Annotated in this window: 29 protein-coding genes; 12 read left to right on the forward strand and 17 right to left on the reverse strand. The window is 67.5% G+C overall.

Annotated features, from left to right (window positions below; all coding sequences use genetic code 11):
- Window positions 1-3: 3 nt before the first annotated feature.
- From QOL82_RS14545 to QOL82_RS14575, 7 genes are all read right to left on the reverse strand, one after another.
- Window positions 4-1305, reverse strand: coding sequence for an MFS transporter (locus QOL82_RS14545; RefSeq protein WP_283443002.1), 1302 nt, complete (start codon window positions 1303-1305; stop codon window positions 4-6).
- A 4-nt stretch (window positions 1306-1309) separates the two neighbouring features.
- Window positions 1310-2812: an efflux transporter outer membrane subunit gene (locus QOL82_RS14550; protein ID WP_283443036.1), complete on the reverse strand. Its 1503-nt coding sequence runs from the start codon at window positions 2810-2812 to the stop codon at window positions 1310-1312.
- Window positions 2813-2844: 32 nt separating this feature from the next.
- Window positions 2845-3735, reverse strand: a complete 891-nt coding sequence (locus QOL82_RS14555) for an efflux RND transporter periplasmic adaptor subunit (RefSeq protein WP_283443003.1) — start codon at window positions 3733-3735, stop codon at window positions 2845-2847.
- Between the two features lie 7 nt (window positions 3736-3742).
- Window positions 3743-3949: a DUF1656 domain-containing protein gene (locus QOL82_RS14560; protein WP_283443004.1), complete on the reverse strand. Its 207-nt coding sequence runs from the start codon at window positions 3947-3949 to the stop codon at window positions 3743-3745.
- On the reverse strand, window positions 3946-5994 hold the full coding sequence (locus QOL82_RS14565) for an FUSC family protein (RefSeq protein WP_283443005.1): 2049 nt from the start codon (window positions 5992-5994) through the stop codon (window positions 3946-3948). Before QOL82_RS14565 ends, QOL82_RS14560 begins: the two co-directional genes overlap by 4 nt.
- A complete protein-coding gene (locus QOL82_RS14570) occupies window positions 5991-6461 on the reverse strand; it encodes a MarR family winged helix-turn-helix transcriptional regulator (protein WP_283443006.1) in 471 nt (156 codons plus the stop codon). Before QOL82_RS14570 ends, QOL82_RS14565 begins: the two co-directional genes overlap by 4 nt.
- Window positions 6462-6694: 233 nt before the next feature.
- The gene (locus tag QOL82_RS14575) at window positions 6695-9091 is read right to left on the reverse strand and encodes a hybrid sensor histidine kinase/response regulator (RefSeq protein WP_283443007.1); all 2397 of its coding nucleotides are present in this window, start codon (window positions 9089-9091) and stop codon (window positions 6695-6697) included.
- Between the two features lie 208 nt (window positions 9092-9299).
- Between QOL82_RS14575 and QOL82_RS14580 the strand changes: the two genes are divergently transcribed.
- The 3 genes from QOL82_RS14580 to QOL82_RS14590 are packed head-to-tail and all read left to right on the forward strand — an operon-like array spanning window position 9300 to window position 11726.
- A complete protein-coding gene (locus QOL82_RS14580; RefSeq protein ID WP_283443008.1) occupies window positions 9300-9920 on the forward strand; it encodes a TetR/AcrR family transcriptional regulator in 621 nt (206 codons plus the stop codon).
- A complete protein-coding gene (locus QOL82_RS14585) occupies window positions 9907-11145 on the forward strand; it encodes an MFS transporter (RefSeq protein ID WP_283443009.1) in 1239 nt (412 codons plus the stop codon). The genes QOL82_RS14580 and QOL82_RS14585 overlap by 14 nt, the downstream gene beginning before the upstream one ends.
- Window positions 11146-11171: 26 nt before the next feature.
- Complete coding sequence (locus QOL82_RS14590) at window positions 11172-11726, forward strand: PaaI family thioesterase (RefSeq protein WP_283443010.1); 555 nt, start codon at window positions 11172-11174, stop codon at window positions 11724-11726.
- Window positions 11727-11740: 14 nt separating this feature from the next.
- On the opposite strand, the gene QOL82_RS14595 is transcribed toward QOL82_RS14590, so the two are convergent.
- A complete protein-coding gene (locus QOL82_RS14595) occupies window positions 11741-12121 on the reverse strand; it encodes a hypothetical protein (RefSeq protein WP_283443011.1) in 381 nt (126 codons plus the stop codon).
- 197 nt (window positions 12122-12318) lie between these two features.
- On the opposite strand from QOL82_RS14595, the gene QOL82_RS14600 reads away from it, so the two are divergent.
- Together QOL82_RS14600 and QOL82_RS14605 are read left to right on the forward strand one after the other, a co-directional pair.
- Window positions 12319-12621 carry a hypothetical protein gene (locus QOL82_RS14600; RefSeq protein ID WP_283443012.1) on the forward strand — a complete coding sequence of 101 codons (303 nt, stop codon included), beginning with the start codon at window positions 12319-12321 and terminating at the stop codon, window positions 12619-12621.
- A complete protein-coding gene (locus QOL82_RS14605) occupies window positions 12605-12865 on the forward strand; it encodes a hypothetical protein (protein WP_283443013.1) in 261 nt (86 codons plus the stop codon). Before QOL82_RS14600 ends, QOL82_RS14605 begins: the two co-directional genes overlap by 17 nt.
- A 51-nt stretch (window positions 12866-12916) precedes the next feature.
- On the opposite strand, the gene QOL82_RS14610 is transcribed toward QOL82_RS14605, so the two are convergent.
- Window positions 12917-13378 (reverse strand): pilin, encoded by a 462-nt coding sequence (locus QOL82_RS14610; protein ID WP_430438485.1) that lies wholly within the window; start codon window positions 13376-13378, stop codon window positions 12917-12919.
- Between the two features lie 41 nt (window positions 13379-13419).
- On the opposite strand from QOL82_RS14610, the gene QOL82_RS14615 reads away from it, so the two are divergent.
- Both QOL82_RS14615 and QOL82_RS14620 read left to right on the forward strand, forming a co-directional pair.
- Window positions 13420-13617, forward strand: a complete 198-nt coding sequence (locus tag QOL82_RS14615; protein ID WP_283443038.1) for a hypothetical protein — start codon at window positions 13420-13422, stop codon at window positions 13615-13617.
- A 10-nt stretch (window positions 13618-13627) separates the two neighbouring features.
- On the forward strand, window positions 13628-14098 hold the full coding sequence (locus QOL82_RS14620; protein WP_283443014.1) for a tetratricopeptide repeat protein: 471 nt from the start codon (window positions 13628-13630) through the stop codon (window positions 14096-14098).
- Between the two features lie 35 nt (window positions 14099-14133).
- Here the strand turns inward: QOL82_RS14620 and QOL82_RS14625 are convergent, their stop codons facing one another.
- From QOL82_RS14625 to QOL82_RS14635, 3 genes are read right to left on the reverse strand one after another with little or no spacing between them, the layout of a single operon-like run.
- Entirely contained in the window at window positions 14134-15069 is a 936-nt protein-coding gene (locus QOL82_RS14625) for an EamA family transporter (protein WP_283443015.1), read from the reverse strand.
- Window positions 15070-15128: 59 nt separating this feature from the next.
- A complete protein-coding gene (locus QOL82_RS14630) occupies window positions 15129-17441 on the reverse strand; it encodes an ATP-dependent DNA helicase (RefSeq protein ID WP_283443016.1) in 2313 nt (770 codons plus the stop codon).
- A 24-nt stretch (window positions 17442-17465) separates the two neighbouring features.
- A complete protein-coding gene (locus QOL82_RS14635) occupies window positions 17466-17963 on the reverse strand; it encodes a hypothetical protein (protein ID WP_283443017.1) in 498 nt (165 codons plus the stop codon).
- A gap of 93 nt (window positions 17964-18056) precedes the next feature.
- Here QOL82_RS14635 and QOL82_RS14640 point away from each other — a divergent pair, with 93 nt between their 5' ends.
- From QOL82_RS14640 to QOL82_RS14650, 3 genes are all read left to right on the forward strand, one after another.
- A complete protein-coding gene (locus tag QOL82_RS14640; protein WP_283443018.1) occupies window positions 18057-18578 on the forward strand; it encodes an ankyrin repeat domain-containing protein in 522 nt (173 codons plus the stop codon).
- A gap of 155 nt (window positions 18579-18733) precedes the next feature.
- Complete coding sequence (locus tag QOL82_RS14645; protein WP_283443019.1) at window positions 18734-19633, forward strand: DMT family transporter; 900 nt, start codon at window positions 18734-18736, stop codon at window positions 19631-19633.
- Window positions 19634-19712: 79 nt separating this feature from the next.
- Window positions 19713-20153 carry a thioesterase family protein gene (locus QOL82_RS14650; RefSeq protein ID WP_283443020.1) on the forward strand — a complete coding sequence of 147 codons (441 nt, stop codon included), beginning with the start codon at window positions 19713-19715 and terminating at the stop codon, window positions 20151-20153.
- Here QOL82_RS14650 and QOL82_RS14655 read toward each other — a convergent pair.
- The 3 genes from QOL82_RS14655 to QOL82_RS14665 are packed head-to-tail and all read right to left on the reverse strand — an operon-like array spanning window position 20150 to window position 21473.
- Window positions 20150-20584 carry a DUF1810 domain-containing protein gene (locus QOL82_RS14655; RefSeq protein WP_283443021.1) on the reverse strand — a complete coding sequence of 145 codons (435 nt, stop codon included), beginning with the start codon at window positions 20582-20584 and terminating at the stop codon, window positions 20150-20152. The genes QOL82_RS14650 and QOL82_RS14655 overlap by 4 nt on opposite strands.
- A gap of 35 nt (window positions 20585-20619) precedes the next feature.
- Window positions 20620-21240, reverse strand: coding sequence for a LysE family translocator (locus QOL82_RS14660; protein ID WP_283443022.1), 621 nt, complete (start codon window positions 21238-21240; stop codon window positions 20620-20622).
- The gene (locus tag QOL82_RS14665; protein WP_283443023.1) at window positions 21237-21473 is read right to left on the reverse strand and encodes a DUF3820 family protein; all 237 of its coding nucleotides are present in this window, start codon (window positions 21471-21473) and stop codon (window positions 21237-21239) included. The genes QOL82_RS14660 and QOL82_RS14665 overlap by 4 nt, the downstream gene beginning before the upstream one ends.
- Window positions 21474-21568: 95 nt before the next feature.
- Between QOL82_RS14665 and QOL82_RS14670 the strand changes: the two genes are divergently transcribed.
- Window positions 21569-22162, forward strand: a complete 594-nt coding sequence (locus QOL82_RS14670) for an IMPACT family protein (protein WP_283443024.1) — start codon at window positions 21569-21571, stop codon at window positions 22160-22162.
- Window positions 22163-22190: 28 nt separating this feature from the next.
- On the opposite strand, the gene QOL82_RS14675 is transcribed toward QOL82_RS14670, so the two are convergent.
- Together QOL82_RS14675 and QOL82_RS14680 are read right to left on the reverse strand one after the other, a co-directional pair.
- Window positions 22191-23246, reverse strand: a complete 1056-nt coding sequence (locus QOL82_RS14675; protein ID WP_283443025.1) for an alkene reductase — start codon at window positions 23244-23246, stop codon at window positions 22191-22193.
- Between the two features lie 21 nt (window positions 23247-23267).
- Window positions 23268-23591 carry an ArsR/SmtB family transcription factor gene (locus tag QOL82_RS14680; RefSeq protein WP_283443026.1) on the reverse strand — a complete coding sequence of 108 codons (324 nt, stop codon included), beginning with the start codon at window positions 23589-23591 and terminating at the stop codon, window positions 23268-23270.
- Between the two features lie 280 nt (window positions 23592-23871).
- Between QOL82_RS14680 and QOL82_RS14685 the strand changes: the two genes are divergently transcribed.
- A complete protein-coding gene (locus QOL82_RS14685) occupies window positions 23872-24174 on the forward strand; it encodes a DUF4148 domain-containing protein (RefSeq protein WP_283443027.1) in 303 nt (100 codons plus the stop codon).
- Window positions 24175-24601: the final 427 nt, after the last annotated feature.

A 24601-nucleotide genomic window follows, 5' to 3' on the forward strand; every position in this document is an offset into this window, starting at 1 on the left:
CGATCACGCAAACTTCAGCGCCCTCGCCCGTCCCGTCATCAGCAGCGCCGCCAGCGTCAGCAGGGCCGCGATGCTCAGGTAGTAGCCCACATAGGCAAGGCCGTAATTGCTGGCCAGCCAGGTCGCAATATACGGCGCCAGCGATGCGCCGAGGATGCCGGCGAAATTGAACGTCAGCGACGAACCGGTGTAGCGCACCTCGGCCGGAAACAGCTCGGACAGCATGGTGCCGAGCGGGCCATAGGTCATGCCCATCAGCGCCAGTCCCAGCGACATGAAGAGCGTGACTTCGACCGTGCTGCCCGAGCCGAACATCGGCGCCAGCACCAGGCCGAACAGCACGATGGCGATGGACACCACGATCATCGTCGCGCGCCGGCCGTAGCGGTCGGCCAGCACTGCCGACAGCGGGATGGTCAGCGCGAAGAACAGCACCGAAAACAGCTGCAGCTGCAGGAAGCGCGGCCGGCTGTAGCCCAGCGCGGCGGTGCCCCAGCTGAGCGCGAACACGGTCATCAGGTAGAACAGCACGAAGGTCGCCAGCGCGATGATGGTTCCCAGGAACAGCATGCGGCCATGCTCGCGGAACACGGTCACCACCGGCACCTTGACCCGCTCGTTCTTTTCCAGCACTTTCTGGAAGGCCGGGGTCTCGGTGATGCGCAGCCGCACGAACAGCCCGACCAGCACCAGCAGCGCGCTGGCCAGGAAAGGGATGCGCCAGCCGTAGCTGAAGAACTGCGCATCGCTCATCGTCTCGCTCAGCAGCAGGAAGATGCCGCCGGACAGGAAGAAGCCGATCGGCGCGCCCAGCTGCGGGAACATGCCGTACCAGGCGCGCTTGCCGGGAGGCGCGTTTTCCGTCGCCAGCAACACGGCGCCGCCCCATTCGCCGCCCAGCCCCAGTCCCTGGCCGAAGCGGCACAGCGCCAGCAGCAGCGGCGCGGTGGTGCCTATGCTGGCGTAGGTCGGCAGCAGGCCGATCGCCACGGTCGAGATGCCCATCGTCAGCAGCGCCGCCACCAGCGTCGCCTTGCGGCCGATGCGGTCGCCGTAATGGCCGAACACGGCCGAGCCGACCGGCCGCGCGAAGAAGGCGATGGCGAAGGTGGCCAGCGACTGCAGCGTCGCCGCGGTGGCATCGCCGGGCGGGAAGAACAGCTTGGGAAAGACCAGCACGGCGGCTGTCGCGTAGATATAGAAATCGAAGAACTCGATGGTGGTGCCGATCAGGCTGGCGAACAGCACCGTGCCCTTGGAATTGAGCCTGGGCTGGTCGCCGGTCGCGGCGGAATGACTGCGCATGATGCTACTTCCTTGTTTCAGTGGGTTGGGTGGAGGGGGTGGAGGTAATGGACGGCATGGACGGGATGGGTGGACCGGCGTTTGCGGCCGGCTGCTCCCAGCCGCCGCCCAGGGCCATGAACAGCGCGACCTGGTCGGCTGCGACCTGGGCGTCGCTGGCGGTCAATGCGCTTTCGGCCGAGGCCAGCGAGCGCTGCGCGTCCAGCGTGGTCAGGAAGTCGGTGCGGCCATAGCGGTACAGCGTGCCGGCCTGCTGCGCGGCCAGCGCACTCTGGTCGCGCGCCGCCTGCAGCGCGGCATTGCGGTCGAGTTCGCGGGCATAGACGGTCAGCGCGGTCTCGGTCTCGCGCAGCGCGTTGAGCACCGTGCCGTCGAAGCGCGCCAGCGCCGCGTCATTCGCCGCGCGCGCTTCGGCGATGCGGGCCTGCGCGCCGCCGTTGATGGGGATGGACCATGAGATCAGCGGACCCAGGCTCCAGCGCCAGGTGTTGCCCGCGCCGAAGCTCGACAGCGCGCCGGCGCCGCCGGCCGACAGGCCCAGCGAAATGCTCGGGTACAGGTCGGCGGTCGCCACGCCGATCCGCGCGGTCGCGCCGGCCAGCCCGCGCTCGGCCTGGCGGATGTCGGGCCGGCGCCGCAGCAGCGCCGCGCCGTCGCCGACCGGCACCGGGTTGGCCAGGCGCGGCATCGCGCTGCAGGCCACGGCGGGCAAGGCAGCCGGCGTCTCGCCCACCAGCGCGGCCAGCCTGAGCTGCGCGCTGCGCTGCTGCGCCAGCAGCAGCGGCAGCCCGGCGCGCAGCTGCTCGACCTGCGCTTCGGCGCGGCTGGCGTCGAGCGCGCTGCCGCGGCCGGCGCGGATGCGGCGGCCGGTCAGTCCGGCGAATTCGCGCTGCAGGTCGAGCGAGCGCTGCGCGACCCGGATCTGCGCGGCCGACGAGCAGGCGTCGGCATAGGCCCGGACGGTGCCGGCGGCCACGTTCACCCGCGCCAGGTCGTAGGCGGCAAGCGCGGCGCCGGTGTCGGCGTCCGCCGCCTCGATCGCGCGCGCGATCTTGCCGAACAGGTCGACCTGGTAGGACACGGTGGCGCCGGCGTCGTACGAGCCGGCGTTGTCCAGCGGCTGCGCCAGGCCGCGGGCGGCGGCGGACGAGCGGCCATAGGCGGGCGCGGCATTCAGGCCCAGCGCCGGCCGTCCGGCGGCCGCGGTTTCCTCCTCCACCGAGCGGGCGCGGGCCAGGTTGGCGGCGGCCACGCGCAGGTCGGTATTGGCGGCCAGCGCCCTCTCCACCAGCGCGTCGAGCGCCGGGTCCTGGTACAGCCGCCACCAGTGCGGCGGCAGCGGCGCGGCGCTGAACGCGGCCTCGGCGGCGCCGTCGAAGGGCGCGGCGGCGCCGGCGCTGCGCACCGCCGCCTGGTCCGGCACCCGGTAGTCGGGGCCGACCGTGCCGCAGGCGGCCAGCGCCGCGAGCAGCGCCGCGGCGCCCGTGCGCAGGACGGTCCGCTTCATCGCACGACGACCTGTTCGCAGGACGGTGGGTTTCATCGCGCCGCCACCCGTTTCTGCGCGCCGTGATGCACTTCCACCGTCACCGTCTGGCCCGCCACCAGCCGCATGCCGTCCGGCACGCGGTCCAGCGCGATCCGCACCGGTATGCGCTGGGCCAGCCGCACCCAGTTGAAGGTCGGGTTCACGTTCGGCAGCAGGTTGGCGCCGGTGTTGCGGTCGCGGTCGGCGATGCCTTGGGCGAAGCTCTCGACATGGCCGGCGATCGGCGCCCGGGTGCCCATCAGCGACACCGTGGCCGCGTCGCCCACGGCGATGCCCGGCAGCTTGGTTTCCTCGAAATAGCCTTCGACATAGAACGATGCGCGGTCCACCAGCGCCAGCACCGGGTGCCCGGCGCTCACATAGGCGCCGGCCTGCAGGTCGAGGTTGGTGACGATGCCGTCGGTGCTGGCCGTGACCCGGGTGCGGTCGAGGTTGAGCCGGGCGACGTCGCGCGCCACTTCGGCCTGCTGCACGGCTGCGCGCAGCTGCTCGACCCGCGCCTGCCCCTGCTCCGCGCTTTCCTGCGACACCAGGTCGCGCAGTTCGCGGTTGCGGCGCGCCTCGACCTGCGCCTGCGAAAGCGCGGTGCGCTGCGCCTGCAGCGACGCGTCGGCCTGGCGCAGCGCCAGCTCGAAGCGGGCGCGGTCGATCTCGAACAGCACCTCGCCGGCTGCGACCTGCTGGTTGTCATGGACATGGACGCGGGTCAGCTGGCCGGTGACGTCGGGCGCCACCTGGATGATGTTGGCCTTGACGCGGCCGTCGCGCGTCCACGGCTCGACTTCGTAGCGCTGCCACAGGCTGGCGCCGACCGCGATCGCTGCGGCGACCGCCAGCAGCGTGACGGTGATCCGGCCCATGGCCGGCAGGGAAAATTTCATGTTGACCTCATGTCCATTCTGGAAAAAAGCGGCTGAGCGCGCCCAGCACGACGACGAACATCGCCAAATCGAAAAGCGCCGGATGCCACACCAGCCGGTAGAAGCCGGCGCGGGCCAGCAGGTAGCTCAGGCCGCGCGACAGCGCCAGCGCCAGCAGCGCCAGCAGCAGCAGCCAGGGAACGTAAATGCCATACAGGCTGACTTCGCCGATCATCCAATCTCCTCCTGCAAATGCGCGCGGTAAGGCTGCGCGTCGGGAAACATGCCGCGCCGGATGCCGGCCAGCGCCGCGGCGGCGTCGCGCTGGGCAGCGCCGGGCGCGGCGGCGCAGACTTCGCGCAAGGCCGCGTCCAGCCGCCGCAGCAGGCCCATGCCGGCTTTACCCTCGGCGCTGCCCTGCTCGCGCGCCCGGAAGCTCGCGGCCAGTTCGCGCATCAGGCTGGACAGGCCGGCCTGCTGCCGGCCCAGCTGCGGCGCGAGCTGCCGCAGCTGGGCAATGTTCAGGCCGATGCGCAGGTCGCCGAATGCATGCAGCGCGTCCAGGCCCGAGCCGTCCTGCCGCTCCGCCTGCGGCGCCATCGCCAGGCGCGGCGTCAGCATGCCGATCCGGTCGACCATCCGGGCCGACACCGTCTCGACCGACGGCGGACGGCGGCTGCTGGCCAGGCTGCCCAGCTCGCGCCAGCCCGCGCGCAGCAGCCGGCGCGCAGTCCAGTCGGCGCTGACCGAGCGCAGCAGCCGCGTGAACACCGCGGCGGCGCCGATGCCGGCCAGCTGCGCCAGCATGCTGTTGATGAAGGACACCAGGTCCATCGTGCCGGTGTCCTGCATGCTCAGCATGCCGGCCACGCCGAACAGCATCGCCATCGCCCGTCCGCCGGTGGCGGGCCGGGCGACGAACACGCCCAGCGCCAGGAAGCAGGGCGCCAGCACCAGGATCAGCATTTCGAAGCTGTGCACCGCCGGCATCACCGCCAGCATGTAGAAGGCCGAGATCGGAATCGAGGCCACCGTGTAATTGAAGAAGGTCCTGATGCCCGGCACCGGGTCGTCCTGGGTCGCGAAGAAGCAGCAGAACACCGCCGCCATCATCGGCGCGGCCGAACCGGCCGGCCATGCCGTGAAGATCCAGAACGCGCTGCAGCAGACGATGGCGATGATGGCCGCGACCGCCGACAGCAGCGCCATGCCGGAGTCGCGGTGCAGCACCCGGGCCGACCTGCCGCGCGCCTGCCCGGCCGGCGGCTGCGCGCCGTGCAGGCTGGCGTCGATCGCGGCCCGCAGCGCCGCGCAGTCGCCGCACAGCCGCAGCAGCGCATCCAGCCGGCCCGCCAGGTTCACCTGCAGCACGTCGGTCCAGGACGAGGACGCGTCCAGCGCCGGCCGCAGCGCATCGATCTGCGCATGCAGCGCGGCGGCTGCGGCGGCATCGCGCGCGCCGGCCTCGTTCCAGGCCACGACCCGGTCCAGCACCGCGCGCCAGCGCAGCGACAGGTCGTCGCCCGGTGCTTCGCGCAATGCGCGCAGCCGGTCTTCCACGCCGGCCAGGAGCGGCATCATCAGCGCCAGCTTGTCTTGCAGCGCATGCAGCGTGCTGCCGGTCCAGCGCAGGTTGGACGTGTCGAACGGCAGGTGGGTCGCCATCAGCCGCAGCTCCGTGATGTCGCCGGCCAGGCTGCGCCGCTCGCGCGCGTCGCTGCCGGCGCCGAGCGCATCGCGCAGCCAGCGGCGGGCGTCGCCCAGCGCGCGGTCCAGCCGCGCCAGCAGCGACGGCGCCAGGCTCTGCGGCAGCACGATGCTGTGGATCAGCGTCGCGCAGACGATGCCCAGCGTGATTTCCTCGACCCGCGCCAGCGCCACGTCGAACACGGTGCCGGGCGCGCCCACCGCCGGAAAGCCGATCAGCGCGGCGGTATAACCGGCCAGCATGAAGACATACGAACGCGGGGTGCGGTCATGCAGCGAGATATAGAGGCACAGGCCGACCCAGCAAGCCAGCGCCAGCGTCAGCAGCTCGGGCGAATTCGCCAGGCCCGGCACCATCAGCACCGTCGCCATCGAGCCCAGCAGCGTGCCGCCGACGCGGTAGACGGCCTTCGAGCGGACCGCGCCGGACAGCGGGCTGGACACCACGTAGGCGGTCAGCATTGCCCAGAACGGGCGCGGCAGGCCGATCGACAGCGCCAGGTAGAGCGCCAGCATCGCGGCGGCGAAGGACTTGGCCGAGAACAGCAGCTCGGCGCGGCTCGGCGGATTCAAGGGGACTGGCGACTTCCTGCCGCATCCGAATAGTCGTCGATGGCGCTGGAGAGCGCGTCGAGCACCCTGCCGCATGCGGCAATGTCCTGCCGCGAACAGCGCTCGAACAGGGTGCGCCGGAACGGCACCAGCGCCTCCTCGAGCTGGCTTGCAAGCGCCTGGCCCTGGGGACTCAGGTGCAGCGTACGGGCGCGGCGGTCGCTGGCGTCGTCGCGCCGCTCGACCAGGCCGGAGGCGATCAGCTGGTCGATCACGCGCACCAGCGAGGACGGCTCCAGCCCGAGCGCATCGGCCAGCGCGCCGGGGCGCACGCCGCCGCCGAGGCGGGCGATCATCACCACCGGCCAGGCGGTCGCCTGCGACAGCCCGAAGCCGGACGCCACCTGGTCGGCCACCGCCTTGTAGGCGCGCGATATCGCGGTCAGCGACATCGTCAGTCGCATCAATTCATGATCCAGGCTATCCATTGCATCGCCATTTAGTTTGCATGCGAAATATTAGCATGAAAAGTAAATGCATGTCGATGGACGAGGGTGGAGCGAGGCAGCCGCCCTCGGTTTTCGCCCGTACGAAACGTACGGGCGGCGACCGTGCGGCGGCTGCCGGCGGACAGGCGCAATGCGCCGGCCCCGCGCAGGCAGGCTATTTAATCAGCGATGGAGAAAGGAAGCTGGCGCGCCGGCGGGCTGGCCGGCCGTTTTCAGAGATTCGCCAGCAGCGTCTGCAGCGCCGCCAGGTCCACCGGCTTGGTCAGGTGATGGTCGAAGCCGCTTTCCTGCGTCCGGCGGCGGTCCTCGTCCTGCCCCCAGCCGGTCAGCGCCACCAGCCGGGTGCCGGCGAACTGCGGCTGCTGGCGGATGCGGCGCGCCACTTCATTGCCATCCATGCCCGGCATGCCGATGTCGAGCAGCACCACGTCCGGCCGGAAGCTTTCCATCTCGGCCAGCGCGCTCAGGCCGTCGTTGGCGACCTTCACTTCCTTGTTGCCCATGAATTCCAGCAGCATCGACAGCGTTTCGGCAGCGTCGCGGTTGTCGTCCACCACCAGCACCCGCTGGTTGGCGTCCTCGCCGGCCGTGCCGCCGCCGGCCTGGTCGTCCTCGGCCGGCGGCGCCATCTTCGGCGCCTGCGGCAGCCGCACGATGAATTCGCTGCCCAGCCCCAGCCCGGCGCTTTTGGCCTCGACGCTGCCGCCGTGCATGCGCACCAGGTTGGCCACCAGCGTGAGGCCTATGCCCAGCCCGCCCTGGCGCTGGCTGGCCGCTTCCCGCTCCTGCGAAAAGATGTCGAACACCCGCGGCAGCATCTGCGGCGAGATGCCTATTCCGTTGTCACGCACTGACACAATGGCCATATTTTCCTCCTCGTAAGCATGCAGCCAGATCTGGCCGCCGGGGCTGGTGTAGCGGGCGGCGTTGTTGAGCAGATTGGCAAAGACCTGGGTCAGGCGCACCGCGTCGGCGTCGAGCACGATGCTGTCGGCGACTGCGCTGCGGTTAAGCCTGTGATGCGCATTCTCGATCAGCGGCATGCTGGTTTCCACCGCGCCCTGCAGCACGTCGGACAGCAGGGTCGGCGCGCAGCGCAGCGCGATCCGGCCGCGGGTGATGCGGGAGATATCCATCAGGTCGTCCACCAAGCGCACGATGTAGTCGAGCTGGCGGGACATCATCTGCTGCAGCCGGTCGGCCAGGCGGGAGCCGCCGGGCCGGCCCATCATCGGCATCGCGCTGCACAGCGGCGCCAGCGGATTGCGCAGCTCATGCGCGAGCGTGGCCAGGAACTCGTCCTTGCGGCGGTCGGCGTCGCGCAGCGCCTTTTCCGACGCCATCGACTCGCTGATGTCGATCGACATGCAGACATGGCCGGCATAGCCGCCCTGGGCGGCAAAGAAGGGCATGCCGTAAGACTCCAGCCAGCTCCACTGGCCCTTGCAGTCGCGCACCCTGGCCCGGCACTGGAAGCGCCGGCGCAGGCTGCGCGCCTCGGCCAGCGCGGCCAGGTAGACCGGCGCGTCGTCCGGGTGCAGCAGGCTGCGCCAGCCGGCATGCATCAGCGACTGCTTGGAGCGGCCGGTCAGCTCGGCATAGCGGGGATTGAGGTAGACCACGTTGCCGGCCGGGTCGAGCTGCCAGATCAGCGCCGGCGACGCCTCGGCCAGCGCCCGGAACCGGGTCTCGCTGCGATGCAGCACTTCCTCGGCGCACTTGCGGTCGGTGATGTCCATGTTCATGCAGACCCACTTCTGCACGCTGCCGTCGTCATTGAACAGCGGCGCGGTCCGCATGTCGGTCCAGCTCCAGCTGTCGTCGGCGCGCCGCAGGCGGAACGCCAGGTCGGAAGGCAGCCGGCGCTGGCGGATGTCGTTCCAGCGGCTTTCGAACTCGGCGCGGTCGTCCGGGTGGATCGCTTCCATCCAGCCCTGGCCCATCATCTGGTCCAGGCTCTGCCCGGTCCAGGCGCGCCAGGTCGGCGAATCGGTCGACACCGCGCCGTCCAGCCCGGCCTCCCAGATCGCCTGGGCGACGCCTTCGACCAGCACGCGGAAGCGCTGGTCGTCCATGCGCCGGTGCGTGACGACGTCGAGCTGCTCCAGCGCCGCCGCGATCGCCCGGCACAGGATCTCCAGCAGCGTGCGGTTGTCCTCGTCGACCGGGCAGGCGCGGTACCAGCAGATGCCGACCGCGCGCGACGCGCCGCGGCCGGCGGGCACCAGCAGCAGGCTGCGCACCGGGTCCGACAGCGCGGCGCCGGCGCCGTCGCCGGCATCGCGGTTGACCAGGATCACCTGGCCGTCGGCCAGGGCCTGGGCGGCCAGCCCGTGCAGTTCGGGGCAAGGCAGGTCGCCGCCCGCGGTAGGCAGGAGCCGGCATGGCGTGCGGTTGCTGCGGAACAGCAGGATCGCATGCGCCTGTCCGAGCCGCCACGCGGCGTCGCGCGCGATGTCGAGCGCATGGGCTTCGTCGTCCGCGCCGGCCAGCCTCGACTGCACGGTGGCCAGCCATTGCAGCCGCGCCGGCAGCGGCAGCCGCGCCTTGTCGCCGACCTCCGCCTGCAGCGTATGACGCAATGTCGCTGTTTCGTCAGTCTTGTTCATATCCGCAGGCTCCTTCCTGCTGTGGCGCCGGCGATGTCGAATGGGCGGAGCACGTTGCTTTAAGAACCGGGTAGACGCTGCATCCCGGGGCTGGTTCCCTGAATCGGCGCTCCCCATGCGTTCGTCGTTGGCCGGCAGCGGAAAAAGCTGGCGCAGAGTGAAAAAACGGGTTTATCATGATGGCTATCATAATTAAACGGGTTTTCCCATGAAGGTGACGCGCGAACAGATGGCGGTCAACCGCCAGCGCCTGCTCGACATCGCGGCCCGGCGCTTTCGCGAGCGCGGCTTCGACGGCGTCAGCGTGGCCGACGTGATGCAGGAAGCCGGCATGACCCATGGCGGCTTCTACGGCCACTTCGCCTCGAAGGAGGCGCTGGCGGCCGAAGCCGCGGCCCATGCGCTGATGCAGACCGCGAACCGCTGGCAAGCCACGCTGGAAAACCGCGGCATGGAAGGCCTGGAGCGCCTGGTCGACGCCTACCTGTCGCAGCGCCATATCGACGCGCCCGGCAGCGGCTGCGCCATCGCCGCGCTCGGCCCCGAACTGGCGCGCCAGGCCGAGCCGGTGCGCTCGGCATTCGCCGCCCAGCTCGAGCGCCTGGTCGATGCGCTGGCCGGCTTCATGCCGGGCGCCGACGCGGCCGAGCGCCGCAGCCGGGCGCTGCCGCTGATGGCGCAGATGGTCGGCGCCATCGTGCTGGCGCGCGCATTCGGCCGCAGCATGCTGGCCGCCGAGGTTTTGGAAGCGGTGCGCCAGGCGATCGCGGCGGCCGGGACATCCGTTTCATCCACTACCAGACAGGAGGGCAGCAATGAGCGCAACTGACACGAACGCCGCTTCGGCGCATAGCTCGCGCGCCGCCTGGGCGCTGATGCTGGCCGCCGCCGCCATCATGATGCTGACCATGGGCGCGCGGCAGACCATGGGCCTGTTCCTGTCGCCGCTCAACACCGCCACCGGGCTGGGCATCGCGTCGATCAGCCTGGCGCTGGCCGTCGGACAGCTGATGTGGGGCGTCGCGCAGCCGATCTTTGGCGCGGTGGCGGACCGTTACGGCTCGATGCGGGTCATCATCCTCGGCGCGCTGATGCTGGCCGCCGGCACCGCGCTCACGCCCTTCATGCACAGCCAGGCCGGCCTGCTGCTGTCGATGGGCGTGCTGTCCGCCGCCGGCGCGGGCGCCGGCAGCTTTTCCATCCTGATCGGCGCCGCCTCGCAGCGCCTGCCGGCCGAGCGGCGCGCGTTCGCGTCCGGCTTCATCAATGCCGGCGGCTCGTTCGGCCAGTTCGTTTTCGCGCCGGCGGTGCAGGCCGTCATCAGCAGCGCCGGCTGGGTAGCCGCCATGCTGTCGATCGCCGCCAGCGCCCTGCTCACCATCCCGCTGGCCTGGCCGCTGCGCACGCCGCCCAGGCCGCATGCGGCCGCTGCGCCGGCCGGCCCGGGCCTGGGCGCGCAGCTGCGGCTGGCGCTGCGCGACCGCAGCTACCTGTGCCTGCATGCCGGCTTCTTCACCTGCGGCTTCCATATCGCCTTCCTGGTCACGCACCTGCCCGGCGAGGTCGGCCTGTGCGGGCTGCCGGCCAGCGTCTCCGCCGCGGCGCTGGCGCTGATCGGGCTGTTCAATATCGCCGGCAGCCTGTCGGCCGGCATGCTGGCCTCGCGCTACCGGATGAAGTCGCTGCTGGCGCTGATGTACGCCAGCCGCGCCGTCATCATCCTGGTCTACCTCGCCGCGCCCAAGACCGCGATGACCTTCTACGTGTTCGCGGCGGCGCTCGGCTTCACCTGGCTGGCCACCGTGCCGCCCACCGCCGGCCTGGTCGCCAAGCTGTTCGGCGTGCGCTATCTCGCCACGCTGTTCGGGCTGACGCTGCTGTCGCACCAGGTCGGCGGCTTTTTCGGCGCCTGGCTAGGCGGCCTGGCCTTCGTGAAGTTCGGTAATTACAACTGGATGTGGTACGTCGACATCGCGCTGGCGCTGGCTGCCGCGCTGGTCAACCTGCCGATCCGTGAAGCGCCGGTGCTGCGACCCGCAGCGGCCGTCCAATGACGAGGTTTCAACCAGCAGGAGATAGCATGGATGCACAGGAAACACTGGCCGCATGGGAGCGCCAGGAAGAGGCGCTGTATGCCGGGCGGCCCGAAAGCGACCGGCGCTTCGGCGTCGCCAGCCTCGAACAGGTGGCGGGAAAGAGCGGGCTGGACATCATGCGCGCGCTGATCAGCGGCGCGCTGCCGGCGCCGCCGATCTCCGGGACGATGGACTTCACGCTGGTCGAAGTCGAGCATGGCCGCGCCGTGTTCCAGGGCCGGCCGCTGGAGCGGCACTACAATCCGCTGGGCAGCGTGCACGGCGGCTGGTTCGCCACGCTGCTCGACTCGGCGCTCGGCTGCTCGGTGCATACCGCGCTGCCCGCCGGGAAGAGCTACACGACGCTGGAACTGAAGGTCAACATGCTGCGCGCGCTCAACAGCAAGGTCGGCCTGGTCCGCGCCGAGGGCCGCGTCATCCATGTCGGCGGCCAGGTCGCCACCGCCGAGGCCCGGCTGGTGGATGCCGCCGGCAAGCTGTATGCGCACGGCACCACGACCTGCCTGGTGTTCGACCTGCCGCAGAAGCGCGCCGCCTGAAGCCGGGCCGGGACTCAAGTCCGCAGACCGGCGCCGGGCGCTTCCTCGATCAGCCGCACGCAGGCCATTGCGAACTGCGCCTGGTGGACGGTGGCCGGCTTGGGCTTGCGGAACACTTCCAGCACCGCCGACAGCAGGAACCGCTCGTCATCCTTGTCCTGCACGAACCAGCGCAGTTCGGCCGGCAGCCGCTGCAGCGCCTGGACATCGGCCTGGAACTGCGCGATGAACTGGCGTTCCGGCATGCCCTCATCCCGCGCCAGCGCCGCGTTGCGGATGAAATCGCTGCCTTCCGAGCATTCGTTCAGGCTCAGTTCATGCGCCTGGGCGGCAGGCATCGCCAGCAATCCCGCCGCTGCGACGATGGCCGCGGCGGCGCTGCGTATTCTCTTCATCGGTGTTCTCCTCGAAGCAAACCGTGCCGATTCAGGATAACGAGATTCCCACTGTGGCCAATTGCGCACACGCATTCCGGTGAAAGGTGGGATGGCGGGACCGCCTGTATTAACATACAGCATTTGCCCGTTTGAAACGCTTTCCCATCCTGCGCACACGTGTGCGATAGTTTGCAATCGTGGCATACGGCAATAAAATGGAACGTTTCCACCCGTGCCGAGGCGGCATTGCCGGCCACCCTTCAATCACTGGACTATCAATAACCACCATGAAAAAAATCGTCAGTCTCGCCGCCCTGCTGCTGCTCGCCTCGACCGCGCAGGCCCAGGTCCATTTCGACTCCGGCAGCGCCAAGCCCAAGAACCCGCGGGCGATGCAATTCAACGAGCGCCAGTTGCACGAGTCCGAGCAGGCGAAAAAGCGCCGCGTGCTGGTTCGCTGCCGCGACGGCTCGAAACATATTGCGCGGGTGTGCCGCCGGCATGGCGGAGTTGCCTGAAGCCGCTGCCGCGCCGGGACCGGTCAGCTACCGGTTCACCTGGCACACGCGGTTCTATACGGCGGTGCTGGACCGCGACCTGTTCGACCAGTGGACTGTTACGCGAAGCTGGGGCAGCACGCGGAATGGCCAGGGCGGCGGGCGGGTGACGGTGGTGGAAAACTTTGAGGCGGGGATGGCGTTGCTGGGGGTGATTGCGAGGCGGCGGGAGCGGCTTGGATATAGATCATCTATTAATTTATAAGGCTGAATGCAAAAAGGCACCCAAGGATGCCTTAATTCATAAATTTCTTAATTATGGTGTTCCTGAAGCTATTGCATTGCGGCATTCTGCAGGAGCATATTTGAACAAGGCGGTAGTCGTCGTGCATTTCCATGCAACGGTGCCATCAGTATTAACCGTCGGGGTCAAGGTAAGGGGAACGCTCTTAGCTTTAGACGTACCAGTCACCAAAATGACACCTGTGGTGTCGGTGCAGTTGCTTGAGAGGGTATTATCTGTTGCCGTTGCCAAGTTGGTAACGCCCTTACAAGCACCTGCAGCAATGGTGCCACCGTTATTAGCAATATTTTCGGTTACCGTGGCTTTCATGGAAGAACCGAGAATAGCTAGTTCAGATACGCGACCACGAACTGTGTAATCTTGATAAGCCGGTAAGGCTACAGCCGCCAAAATACCGATAATCGCGACAACGATCATCAATTCGATAAGGGTGAAACCCTTCTGTGCTTGCTGCTTGTATTGAGCGAATTTCATATTGTCCATCCTGGAGTAGAGAAGTTGAGTAACGAAACCTGTTGAAGCTGGTTTCTCTACAGCAACATGCGTGCCAGCAACGTTTCTCATTAGAAATTCAGCAAAACGATGGTTTTTCCGTGCCGGGCATGGAAAGATGGCGGAGAGAAATGGCCTGCCAGGCGATTTGGCACCGCAAGATGCGCTGCCACCCGATGCTGGCACCGGCCGCCAACCCGCCAGGACCTGGCGCAGCGTAGGAAACGGATAGTGGAACTGATCAGCCTTGCAGCAGCAATCACCCTGACCGAATGGAGCGAGCGGACGTTCTGGCGGCGGTTTGCCGACGGCTCGGTGAAACGGGAAATGGAAACCGGCGGCAATGGCAAGTCCATGGTGCACCTGGAATCCATCAAGCCGCACATCGCCATCCCGCTGGCGTCCGAGGACCTGCTGCTGGTGCAGCAGGCCGACCGGGGCGACCCGGCCGCGCAAAACGACCTTGCGCTGATCTTCCTCGCCAGCGGCAAGACCCGCGGCGCGATCTACTGGCTGGAACTGGCGGCCCGCCAGGATTACGCCGATGCGATGCACTGGCTGGCGCGCTGCCACCTCGATGGCAACGGCGTGGCGCCCGACGATCACCTCGGCCTGATGTGGCTGTCCAAGGCCGCCGCGCACGGCCACCTGATTTCGCAAGGGCAGCTGCAGGTCATGCGCGACAGGTTCACCGCCGGCTAGGCGCAGCCGCATGGCAGCCGCGCCGCGCAGCGTTCCTAGCGCGCCGGCTCCTGCGCCCGCGCCGGCCGCGCCAGCCGGCCGCCGAACAGCACGCAGGCCAGCGCCGCGACGATCAGCGCGATGCCCGCCCATTGCCATCCGGTGATCGCCTCGCCCAGGAACAGCATGCCGCTAGACAGCCCGACCACCGGCACGCCCAGGCTAAACGGCGCGATCCGGTTGGCGCCGTGGCGCTTGATCAGGCTGGTCCACATCGTGTAGCCGAAGATCGTCGCGACCCAGCCCAGATAGGCCACCGCGACCCAGCCCTGCCACGGCGCCGCAGTCCATTGCCAGCGGGTTTCCGGCGCGTCGAACAGCAGCGACAGGCCGACGAATGGCAGCACCGGGACTGCGCTGCACCAGACCAGGAAGCTCAGCGCGTCGAATTCCGGCGCGGCACGCTGGACCAGGCGCACCACGATGTTGGAGGCGGCCCACATCGACGCCGCCGCCAGGCACAGCGCAAAGCCGAGCGCCGTGGTGGCCGCGGCGGCGCCGGCGGCCGGCAGCAGGTAATTCATCGCAAAGCAGCACAGTCCCAGCGCCGCCAGCCCGAGGCCGGCCAGGAGCGGCTTGCCGGGTTTCTCCGCCAGCACGATGAAGCTGAACAGCGCGGTAAAGAACAGCTGGGTCTGCAGCAGCACCGACGCCAGCGCCGCCGTCATGCCGATGCGCAGCGACAGGAACAGCAGCCCGAACTGGCCGACGCCCTGGCACATCCCGTACAGCAGCAGCCATTTCCAGTGCAGCCGCGGCGCCCGCACCAGCAGGATCAGCGGCAGCATCGCGAACAGGTAGCGGGCCGCGCCCAGCTGGAACGGCGTGAAACTGCGCAGCCCGATCTTCATCGCCACGAAGTTGGTGCCCCAGATCAGCACGATCAGGCCCGCAGCCAGCAGGTCGCGGCCGCTCAGAGTGGTTTGTCGCATGGTGTTCCTATGGTCTCCGCAGCATGGTTGTCATGTTGTTCTTGTCCGGCGACACGCGCTTACCGTCCCGGCGGCTGTGCGCCGGGAGCGTCGCGCAGCCGCTTCACGTCCCACCATTCCGGCAGCAGCCTGCGCACTTCGCCGCGCACGTAGCGGTCGTCGATCAGGTAGACCACGCCGCGGTCGTCGCGCGTGCGGATCACGCGGCCGGCGGCCTGCACGACCTTCTGCAGCCCGGGATACAGGTAGGTGTAGTCGTAGCCGGCGCCGAAGGTCTGCTGCATGCGTTCGCGCATCTGCTCGTTGACCGGGTTGATCTGCGGCAGGCCGAGGGTCGCGATAAAGGCGCCGATCAGCCGCCGTCCGGGCAGGTCGATGCCTTCGCCGAATGCGCCGCCCAGCACCGCGAAGCCGATGCCGCAGCTGTCCACCGTGAAGCGCGACAGAAAGGCGTTACGCGCGCCCTCCTCCATGCCGCGCGACTGTTCCCAGAACGGGATCTCCGGATGCCGCTCGGCCAGCAGCGCCGCGACCTGGCGCAGGTAATCGAAGCTGCTGAAGAAAGCCAGGTAGTTGCCCGGCTGCCGCGCATACTGGCGCGCCACCAGGTCGGCGATCGGCGCGGCCGACTGTTCGCGCTGCCGGTAGCGGGTCGAGATATGGCTGACCACCTGCACCGCCAGCTGGCCGGCGTCGAACGGCGACTCGACATCGACCCAGACCGTCTTCTCGTCCAGCCCCAGCATGTCGGTGTAGAAGGGCCGCGGGTTGAGCGTGGCCGAGAACATCGCGGTGGCCTGGGCCGCGGCCAGCCGGGGCTTCAGGAACGGCGCCGGCACGACGTTGCGCAGGCATAGCCTGGCCCCGCGGCCGCCGGCGTCCAGCGTCACGTCGAACAGCGAATGGGATCCGAACAGCTCCGCGACCCGGCCGAAATGCAGCACGTCGAAATAGAAGCGCTGCAGCTGCTCATGCACCTCGGTCGGGTGTTCGGTCAGGTAGTCGGTCATGCTGGTGCCGGCCTGCTGCAGCGCATGGACCAGCGCATCCGGCAGGTTCTCGTGCACCTGGTACGTGTCCGCCTGGTCGCGCCAGAGCGCGTTCCAGGCGCGGTTCAGCTTGTCCAGCGGCTTTTTCAGCGGCGGCGGCGCGCAGCGGCGCAGGGCTTTCAGGTCATGCTGGTCGAGTTCGGCGCTATACATCTTGCGGGCGCGCTCGACCATGTTGTGCGCCTCGTCCACCAGCACCGCGACGCGCCACTGGTTCGACAGCGTCAGCCCGAACAGCATCGCCGACAGGTCGAAGTAATAGTTATAGTCGCCGATGATCACGTCGCACCAGCGCGCCAGCTCCATGCTCAGGTAATACGGGCAGACCTGGTGCGCCAGCGCCACCGTCCGCAAGCCCTGCTGGTCCAGCACCCCCGCCTGGACCGCGGCGCTGCGCGCTGCCGGCAGCCGGTCGTAGAAGCCCTGCGCCAGCGGACAGGAAGCGCCGTGGCAGGCCTTGTCCGGGTGCTCGCAGGCCTTGTCCCGCGCCACCAGTTCCAGCGTGCGCAGCGGCGGCGGGCCGGCGCGGCCGATCTGCGCCAGCGCATCCAGCGCCAGCGCCCGGCCCGAGGTCTTGGCCGCCAGGAAGAACACCTTGTCGAGCGCCTGGCCGGGACAGGCCTTCAGCAGCGGAAACAGCGTGCCCACGGTCTTGCCTATGCCGGTCGGCGCCTGCGCCATCAGGCAGCCGCCGTCGCGGGCGGTGCGGTACACCGAGGCGGCCAGGTGGCGCTGCCCCGGCCGGAATTCGGCATGCGGAAACGGCAGCGCCAGCAGCGCGGCGTCGCGCGCCGCGCGATGCGCGAGCTCCTGCTCGGCCCAGGCCTGGAACCGCGAGCACTGGTCCTCGAAATACGCCTGCAGCCAGGCCGCATCGCGCTTCTCGGTCAGCATGGTCTCGCGCTGGCTGCCAATATCGAAATACACCAGCGCCAGCTCCACGTCGTCCAGGCCGCGCGCCTGGCACAGCAGCCAGCCGTAGATGCGCACCTGCGCCCAGTGCAGGTGGCGGTGGTTGTCCGGCATCGCGTCGAGTTCGCCGCGGTAGGTCTTGACCTCTTCGAGCCGGTTGGCCGCCGGGTCGTAGCCGTCCGCCCTGCCGCGCACCAGCAGCTGCCCGTGTTCGCCGGAAAGGCTGACCTCGGATTCATACGGCGCCGCCCGCCGCGACGCCACGACGGCATGGCCGGCGATGCCTTCCAGCGCGGTCGGCGACGGCGTGAACCGCAGGTCGAGGTCGCCGGCCTTGGCGGTGAACTCGCACAGCGCCCTGACGGCCACCGTGTAGCGCGGCGGCGGCGCAGCTGGCGTGATCGGGTTCACGGGAAAAGGTTCGGGCTTGCCGGGTCAGGTCGGGCGGCGGAAGCCGCCTTCTATCCAGGCGGAAGCGCTGGACGGGGTCAGCTTGAAGTTCGGCGCAACCCGCACCGCGGCAAGCTGCTCGCCGTACTCGTCGCGCGCCGACAGAGTCGCATACGGGTCGTCCTCGTCCGGCACGATGTCGAGCACGACCTCGATGCGCCCGGCGTCGGCATTGACGAACACGCTCTTGTGCAGCATCGCGTGCATGTGCTGCTCGTGCCGGCGCAGCACTTCGGACGCAGTCTTGACCAGGGTGTTGAAGGCGGCGGTGTCCAGCGGCTTGGGATTCTTCTTGTCGCGGCCCATGGTCCAGGGCCCGACCAGCGCGGGTTCCACCTCGCCGTCCTTGAACATGGCGACCGCCCAGCCTTCGTCATCGTCATTCTTGATCACGCGGGCGGTCCAGCCATTGTCGCGCCACAGGCGCGGTTCTTCGATTTTCCCGTCGTCGGACGCGGGCAGTTCAGGGGAAGTGTCAGTCATTGCGGAAATGCATGGAGGGAGGATTTCAAGCCGGTATCATAGTCCAAATACGCAGCGCCCACAGCGCGCCATCAACCCGTCCCTGGATGCCCCATGTCAGACCAATCCGCCAGCCCCGACCGCAACGCCGAATTGCAGCAGCATCTGAAGGAAATGTTCAACCTTGCGCGCAGCGGCGACGCCGACGCGCTGGCCCGCCTGCTCGACCTCGGCGTGCCGGCCAACCTGCGCAACGAAAAAGGCGACACGCTGCTGATGCTGGCCTGCTACCACGGTCATGCGGACGCGGCCCGGGTGCTGCTCCAGCACGGCGCCGACACGGAGATCTATAACGACAACGGCCAGCTGCCGCTCGCCGCGGCCGCCTTCAAGGACTACCGCGAAATCGCCGAACTGCTTCTCGCCCATGGCGCGCGGGTCGACGGCGCCGCGCCCGACGGCCGCACCGCGCTGATGATGGCCGCGATGTTCAACCGCACCGGCATCCTGGAACTGATGCTGGCCCACGGCGCCGACCCGCATGCGCGCAATGCGAAGGGGCTGAGCGCGAAGGAGCTGGCGGCCAGCATGGGCGCGCCGGACACGGTCGCGCAGCTCGACGCGCTGGGCGCCTGAGGCGCCGTATTCGTTGTGAATCAACCGTCGGCGCCCGCCGCGCTTCGCCGGTCGGGATAATCCGCCGGTCCCATTCGTCTCAACGGCCCCATCGGGGCACGGGATAGGTATTACAATCCCGGCTCGCCATCCGTCCCGCCGCCGCACGACCTCCCATGACCAGCCGCCTGACCCCGTCCACCATCCTGCTTCTCGTCCTCCCGCCGCTGCTCTGGGCAAGCAATGCCGTTGTCGGCCGCATGGTGCAGGGCATGGTGCCGCCGGTGATGATGAACTTCATCCGCTGGATCGTCGCGTTCGTCGTCCTGCTGCCGCTGGCCGGCTGGGTGCTGAAGCCCGACAGCGGCATGTGGCGCGCCTGGCGCCGCTATTCGTGGCTGGGGCTGTTCGGCATCGGCCTGTACAACGCCTTGCAGTACCTGGCGCTCAAGACCTCGACCCCCATCAATGTCACGCTGGTCGGCGCCAGCATGCCGGTCTGGATGCTGCTGATAGGCTGGCTGTATTTCAAGGTGCAGGTGAAGCCGCGCCAGATGCTGGGCGCCGTGCTGTCCATTGCCGGCGTGCTGGTGGTGCTGTCGCGCGGCGAATGGCGGCAGCTGCTGGGACTGAGGCTGGTCGCCGGCGACCTGCTGATGATGCTTGCCACGATAGCCTGGTCGCTCTACAGCTGGCTGCTGACCCTGCCCGGCGATGCGCAGAAGCTGCGGCACGACTGGTCCGCCTTCCTGATGGCGCAGGTGGTGTTCGGCCTCGCATGGTCCGGCCTGTTTGCCGGCGGCGAATGGATGCTGACCGATGCGCGCATCCACTGGAGCTGGCCGCTGGCCGCGGCGCTGCTGTACGTCGGCATCGGGCCGGCGGTCATTGCGCTGCGCTGCTGGGGAACCGGCGTGCAGCGGGTCGGCCCGAATACCGCCGCTTTCTTCAACAACCTGACGCCGCTGTTCGCCGCACTGCTGTCGTCGGCCTTCCTGGGCGAGCTGCCGCATCTTTACCATGCGGCGGCATTCCTGCTGGTGGTCGGCGGCATCGTGCTGTCCTCGCGGCGCTGATCTGCGGCATGCGCGCCAGCCCAGCCGGTACAATCCCGGCTGGCGCAGCGTGCGCCGCATTTCCGATCAAGACATCTCCATGGCACGCCTTCAACTCGAATTCCCCGAAGACCAGTATTACTACGCGACCCAGCTCACCGTGCGGGTCACCGACATCAACGGCGCCAACCACCTCGGCAACGACTCGATGATCTCGATGATTTCCGAGGCGCGGGCGCGCTTCATGTTCGACTTCGGCCTCGAACAGGCGCTGGAACAGGACATAGGCACCATCGTCACCGACCTCGCCACGACCTACCGCACCGAAGCCCATGCGCGGGACCAGCTGCTGTTCGAAGCCGGCGTCATGGACTTCAATACCTACGGCGGCGACATCACGTTCCGCATCACCCGGCCGCGCGACCAGGCGCTCGTGGCCATGGCCAAGTCCGGTTTCGTGTTCTTCAATTACAAGACGCGCAAGGTGGTGCCGATGCCGGAAGCCTTCTACCGCAAGTTCGAGCGGGTCAACTGGCTCTAGACGCCCTGCTTCAGCAAGGCCAGCGTCGCCGGATCTTCGACGCCCTTGCAGTACTTGCGCAGGCAGTCGGCAAACACCGGCTCATCCGGCGCGGCCCGGCCGAACAGCGTCAGGCAGGACCTGAACTTGCTGTCGTCGGGACTGCCGAATATGTCATGCGCGCCGCTGCCCTGCACCGCCAGCACCAGGCCGCAGCAATGCCGCAAGCGCTCGCCCAGCACCGGGTGGGCAAGATAAGCCCGCGCTTCGTCCATCGACGCAATGCCGTAGCGCTCCGCCATCGCGCTGTGCCCCAGGCCGCGCATTTGCGGAAAGACGAACCACATCCAGTGGCTGGACTTGCGCCCGGCGCGCAGTTCCGCTTCGACGCGCGGCATGACCGGCGCTTGCGCATCGAGGAATCGTTGCAGGTCGTATCGATCGTGTTCCATGCAGTTCTCCGTTGGGCCGGGGCCGGCTGCGTCCTTCAATGCCGCAGCGCCGCCATCAATGCGCCGAAGCCGACGAACGCGCCGCCCGTCAGGCGGTTGAACAGCCGCAGCGTGCGCGCCTGACGCAGGTGCAGCGCAATGCGCTTGCCGCCCATCGCATAAGCCATGTACCAGCCGCCCTCGATGAAGGCGAAGGTGACGACCAGTATGGCGAATTGCGGCAGCCAGGCCGCCGACGGCGCAATGAACTGCGGCAGGAACGCCGCCGCAAACAGGATCGCCTTGGGGTTGCTGCCCGCGACCAGGAAGCCGCGCCGGAACAGCGCGCCGGGCGATACGGCCGCGACCGGCGCCTGCTCCAGGCTGGCTTCAACCGGCGCACGCCAGCTCTTGATGCCGAGATAGACGAGATAGGCGGCTCCGATCCACCGCAGCGCATCGAATACCGCCGGAAATGCCTGCAGCAGCGCGCCGAGGCCGGCGGCGGAAATGCACATCATCGCCATCAATGCCGTCATGCAGCCCGCCATCGCAGCCAGCGCCGGCCGCACGCCATGGCGCGCGCTGCTGCTCATCACCATCAGCATGTTCGGCCCGGGCGTGCCGCAGACGACGAAGCTCATCATCACAAACAGCCACCATGTGTGCAGCGTCATGGCTTTTCCGCCATCAGGGGCCGCCGGCCGCGCAGCGGCGCAAGCAGGTCGCGCAGCGCGTTATGGTCGAGTTCGTACATCAGCGCCAGCAGGCTGCCAAGCTCGCCCTTCGGAAAACCCTCGCGGGCCATCCAGCCCAGGTAATGGCCCGGCAAGTCGGCCAGCAGCCGGCCCTTGTATTTACCGTAAGGCATTTCACGGCTGACCAGCAATTGCAGCACTTCAGGAGTCATGGCGGAATAAGGTGGAAAAACGCTGCGCATATAATAGCAATAGCCGCTGCCATCGGCCGCTGCCGATAGCCGCTGCTCCGCAAAGGAAGAATCGATTGCCTGTCTACACCCTGGCGCAGCCGGTCCACGCCGACATCGAATGCCGCAAGAGCCGGTTCATCGCCCTCGCCCTGCCTGTCGCCGGGCGCGACGCGGCGCAGCAAGTCCTGTCCGCGCTGCGTGCCGAGCATGCCGGCGCCACCCATGTCTGCTGGGCCCTGCTGGCCGGCGGGCATTCGGGCATGTCGGACGACGGCGAGCCGTCGGGCACGGCCGGCCGCCCCATCATGGAAGTGCTGCGCCATCATGAACTGGACAATGTGCTGGGCGCGGTGGTGCGCTATTTCGGCGGCGTCAAGCTGGGCGCCGGCGGCCTGGTGCGGGCCTACACCGATGCAATCGCCACCGCGCTGAAAGAAGCGCAGCGCATCGAATACGTGGCGCAGGTCATTCTGAAGGTGGAGGTGGATTACGGCGCCGAAGCGAAAGTGCGGCGCTGGATCGCACAGCACGGCTATCTGCTGAAATGCAGCAGCCATGGCGCGAGCGTGTTGTTGGACATACGCCTGCCCGCGGCCGAACAGCCGGCGGCGCGGGAGGCACTGCGCGACCTGACCCAGGGACAGGCGCGCGTTTCAGAGCCAGACTAGCGGGAAACCAGGCCGGCCCTGGCGCCGGTCAGGCCAGCGCCGGGTAGTCGACGTAGCCTTCCGCGCCCGGATGGTAAAACGTCTCCGGCTGCGGCGCGTTCAGCGGCGCATCCAGTTCCAGGCGTTTCGGCAGGTCCGGGTTCGCAATGAACAGCTGGCCGAACGCGACAGCATCCGCTTCGCCGGACGCGATGACTTGTTCCGCGCTGTCGCGGGTCAATTTTTCATTCGCGATATAGACGCCGCCGAAGGCTTTCTTCAGCTGCGGGCCGAGCCGGTTCGGACCCAGCGCCTCGCGGGCGCAGATGAACGCGATGCCGCGCTTGCCGAGTTCGGTCGCCAGATAGCCGAAGGTCTCCGCCGGGTTGGAGTCGCCCATGTCATGCGCATCGCCGCGCGGCGCCAGGTGCATGCCGACGCGCGAGGCGCCCCAGACCTCGATGCAGGCATCGGTCACTTCCAGCATCAGCCTTGCCCGGTTTTCCAGCGAACCGCCGTAGGCGTCGGTGCGCTTGTTGGTTTTGTCCTGCAGGAACTGGTCGAGCAGGTAGCCATTCGCGCCATGGATTTCCACGCCGTCGAATCCGGCCAGCTTGGCGTTCTCGGCGCCCTTCCGGTAAGCCGCGACGATGCCCGGGATTTCCTCGGTATCGAGTGCGCGCGGCGTCGGGTAGGCGCGCTTCGGACGCAGCAGGCTCACGTGGCCGGCGGCGGGGATTGCGCTCGGCGCAACCGGCGCTTCGCCGTCGAGGAATTCCGGGTCGGAGATCCGGCCAACATGCCACAGCTGCAGGAAGATCCGGCCGCCCGCCGCATGCACCGCATCGGTCACCAGCTTCCAGCCGGCGACCTGCGCGTCAGACCATATGCCGGGGGTATCGGCATAACCCACGCCCTGCGGCGTCACTGCGGTCGCCTCGGACAGGATCAGGCCGGCGGACGCGCGCTGCACATAATATTGCGCCATCAGCGCATTGGGGACCCGGTCGCCGCCGACGGCCCGCGAACGGGTCAGCGGCGCCATGATGACGCGGTTGGGTAATTCGAGGTCGCCTACGCGGATCGGATCGAAAAGTTTGCTCATTGAAGCTCCTTGGTGAAGGCCTTACAGCCCATTGTTAAGTTGTGCAATGAAACGGGCGATCACCGCTTCATTGCGCTTGAAGAAAATCCATTGGCCGACACGGCGCGATGTAATCAGTCCTGCCCGCTGCAGCGTCGCCAGATGCGCCGAAATGGTCGATTGGGAAAGTCCGGCCTGCTGGTCGATCAGCCCGGCGCAGACGCCCAGGTCCAGCGGATATTCCTGGCTCGAGAAATATTGCGCAGGGTCCTTCAGCCACACCAGGATCTGGCGGCGCGTCGGATTGGCAAGCGCCTTGTGTATCGCGTCCGTATCTATGTCAGGCAGCGATGCAGCCTGAGGCATTTCGCCTAAAACCGAACCATCCATCGGGATCTCCAGAACTTTGTATCGTATAAGTCCGATAAACTAACATAGATTTCGACGCCGTGCAGCATCCAATTACATCCAATTTCTGCAACAGTCTATTTCCGTTTGCATAGTTTATTGTCAGGACCGGCGTCGGTAAGATGCGTCCCATCGATGAGCACACAAGCACGTGCGACTCAACGAGGCAGGACCCGACGGGCAGCACTCTTGCCTTGACCGCCGAGCCCGAGAGTCAACTACCTAATTGGAGAAACACATGAACATCAAGAACATTATCGCTACCGTCGCCCTTTTCGCTGCTGCAGGCTCTTCTTTCGCGCAGCAAACCGAATTCGTTGCACCGGATGCCGGCTTCAAGCCTGCTCTGACCCGCGCACAAGTGCGCCAGGAACTGGCACAGGCTTATGCACAAGGCAACGTGGTCCAGCGCCAGCATGACGGCCAGGACACCCAGTTCGCAGGCAGCACCCAGAGCCGCGAGCAAGTGCGCGCTGAAGCAGCCCGCGCATCGCAGACCCGCCACGCAGGCGACGTCAACGACCTGTATTTCGGCGCGTAAGCATTTACTATGAAACGCCTTTCAGGCGTTCAAAGAAAAAGGACTCCAGCGGAGTCCTTTTTCTTTGTTGCACTATTTATTATTGACATGATTTCTTTTAAGAAATAACATGCCGGTGTTGTTTTGTTTTTCCGATTCGCCCGCTTCGGCGGGCTTTTTTTATGGCTTGATAGTAATGCCTGTGACGGCACGCAGTTTGTTTTTTATCAACTTTGTTGATTTGAGCAAACAAATCTGGACAGATACCAATAGGCCTTGACGTCAAAAGCAAAACGCCGCATAATCTCATCTCTCTGCTGCTGACGAACACAACGCTTCCCAGCCCCGGCCCCTCAGGCGCCGAAGCAGACAGAATGACGGTTCTTTAACAACTAACAGCCGATAAGTGTGGGCACTTGATGGAGTGCGCCGGCAGCAATGCCGGAAT

Origin of the sequence: Noviherbaspirillum suwonense (assembly GCF_900182955.1) — a bacterium.
Taxonomy (GTDB): domain Bacteria; phylum Pseudomonadota; class Gammaproteobacteria; order Burkholderiales; family Burkholderiaceae_D; genus Noviherbaspirillum_A; species Noviherbaspirillum_A suwonense.